Origin of the sequence: Novosphingobium sp. SG720 (assembly GCF_012275365.1) — a bacterium.
Classification (GTDB): Bacteria; Pseudomonadota; Alphaproteobacteria; order Sphingomonadales; family Sphingomonadaceae; genus Novosphingobium; species Novosphingobium rhizosphaerae.
This window is the reverse complement of record NZ_JAAZQN010000022.1, coordinates 1-2,226: the sequence shown is the minus strand read 5'-3', so window position 1 is coordinate 2,226 and position 2,226 is coordinate 1. Positions and strand designations below refer to the sequence as shown.

Here is a 2,226-nt window from a genome sequence, read left to right as displayed (position 1 = left end):
CGGCGTACCGCAAGCGGCGCGGCGACAACGCTTGCCTGCTCGACCGAAAGCGACAAAACTACGGCATCGCCCATTTCCTGGTGAATTTCCACGGCGCGGCGCAACTCGGCGGCGAGATCCAAGGACCGTCGCATCCCGGCCCTGCTGGCCTCGGCCCGAGCGAGGAGCAACGTGTCTTCGAGCAGGGCCGCCATCTCGTCGAGGTCGCGCGCGGCGCGTTCACGCTGCTCCGCGTCGTCGATGAACTCGGCTCGCAGGCGGATGCGAGTGATATAGGTGCGCATGTCGTGCGCGATTGCGGCAAGGACACGGGTGCGCTCGGCCATCAGCTCGGTAATACGGCCCTTCATCTCGTTATAGGCCTGCGCCAGCTCGCGCAGTTCGGGAGAACCTGCGACGGCGAGATCGGGGGAATCCGGTTCGCCGCGATAGGTGCGGATATCGCGGGCGAGCCGCGCCATCGGCTGCGTTGTCGCCCGCACCGCGAAGGCCAGCGCCACCAGCGCCGCGATCCCCCCAACCCCCAGGAGCGCCGCGCGCTGGCGAAGCAGGGTGCGAACCTGCTGTGACGGTTGGCTCTCGATCGTCAGCGTGGCCGGCTCGTCGCCGCCCAGAGCGACATGGATGGCGAGGGGATCGGACATCCATCCAGGCCAGGGGTTCAATCGCGCCAGCCTGCGAAACCGTGCCGCACGTCCGGTTACGGACAGGCGATATCCAGGCAATCCCCTGCTGTAGACGCGGCCGATGTTCATGGCCTGCGCGCTTTCAACCGTGGCGGGCAGCGGGCCGCCTTGGACCAACACGTGATAGAGCGCGCCGTCGAACGCCTTCGCGGCCGCGACGCGGCGTGGCGGAGGCACGGCCGCGATCAGATCGACCATCGCGCGCACTTGCGCGACGCTGGGAAGGCCGCCACCGCCCGAAGGCTCATCCCGTCCGGGCGTCCATGTCAATGCGAACACCGCAAGCTGCAGCAGGACGAAACTGCCGACCAGCAACACCGTGATGCGGAAGGAGAGCGTGCCGCGCTGCATGGTGCTCAACCACGCTCTACTTGGGCGGCAAGAGAATAGCCCCCGCCGCGCACCGTCTTGATCAGGCCTGCTCCAACCGGATGAGCTTCCAGCTTCCGACGCAGTTTGCCCACTTGCACGTCGATCGCGCGGTCGAAGGGCTGCGCATCGCGCCCGCGCGTCCAGTCTAGCAATTGATCGCGCGAAAGCACCCGCCGTGGATGGCGCACGAAGGCCGCAAGCAGGTCGAATTCACCCCCAGTGAGCTCGATTTCCCTACTTGCAGGATCGATCAGCGTCCGTCGCGCCAGATCGAGCTCGAACCCTTCGAAACGCCAGCGTTCCTCGGCGGCTGGCATGGGGGCAACCCGATGCCTGTCTCGGGTGCGGCGCAGGATCGCGCGGACCCTGGCCACCAGCTCGCGCGGGTTGAACGGCTTGGGCAGATAGTCGTCGGCGCCGATCTCCAGCCCGACGATGCGGTCGATGTCATCGCCGCGCGCAGTAACCATCAGCACGGGCACTTCGCCCTCCGCCTGGAGCCGGCGGCAGATCGAAAGCCCGTCCTCGCCCGGCAGCATGACGTCGAGCACGACGAGATCGACCCGCCGTCGCGCGCGCAGGCGGTCGAATGCTTCGCCCGTCGGGCACAATTCCGCCTCGAACCCCTCCCGTCGCAAAAGGGCTGCAACTAGGGGGCCGATCTCGGGATCGTCCTCGACGACGGCAATGACGGTCTGGCTGTCCATAGGCCCATCATGCTTGTGGGACGCGGCGAGGAAAAGTGACGATCGGCATGATTACATTTCTTCACACACGCTCATCCGCCGCTCGCAAAGGGGTTACACCGACATTCCAGATTGACGGTATCGGACGAGAACGGCCGATCCACTTTTTGGAGATTTGCCATGAAGAAATTTGCTATCGCTCTCGTTGCCGGCGCTACCGTCGCCGCCAGCCTTGCCGCTGTTCCTGTGCAAGCGCGGCCGCGTGGCGGCGCGGTTTCGGTCCAGGGTACTGGCGGCCGTGGCGGCACCCTGTCGCGTAGCGTCGACCGCCAGCCTGGCAGCACAAGTGTGACCCGCGGCATCCAGACCAATTCGGGTATGGGCGCCACGACGACGCGCGGTGGTAGCTGGGTCAATGGCACCTATTCGGGCGGCGCCACGCACACCACCAACAACGGCCAGACCTGGGGCCGCTCGACCAG

The 2,226-nt window shown here is 66.4% G+C and carries 3 protein-coding genes; 1 reads left to right on the top strand and 2 read right to left on the bottom strand.

Annotation, left to right across the window (positions count from 1 at the left end):
• Both FHW94_RS22960 and FHW94_RS22955 read right to left on the bottom strand, forming a co-directional pair.
• A partial coding sequence (locus FHW94_RS22960) for a histidine kinase dimerization/phospho-acceptor domain-containing protein (protein WP_349237591.1) occupies window positions 1-1,037 on the bottom strand: 1,037 nt, incomplete at its 3' end.
• Window positions 1,038-1,042: 5 nt separating this feature from the next.
• Window positions 1,043-1,765, bottom strand: coding sequence for a response regulator (locus tag FHW94_RS22955; RefSeq protein WP_168353093.1), 723 nt, complete (start codon window positions 1,763-1,765; stop codon window positions 1,043-1,045).
• Between the two features lie 159 nt (window positions 1,766-1,924).
• On the opposite strand from FHW94_RS22955, the gene FHW94_RS22950 reads away from it, so the two are divergent.
• A partial coding sequence (locus FHW94_RS22950) for a hypothetical protein (protein WP_168558152.1) occupies window positions 1,925-2,226 on the top strand: 302 nt, incomplete at its 3' end.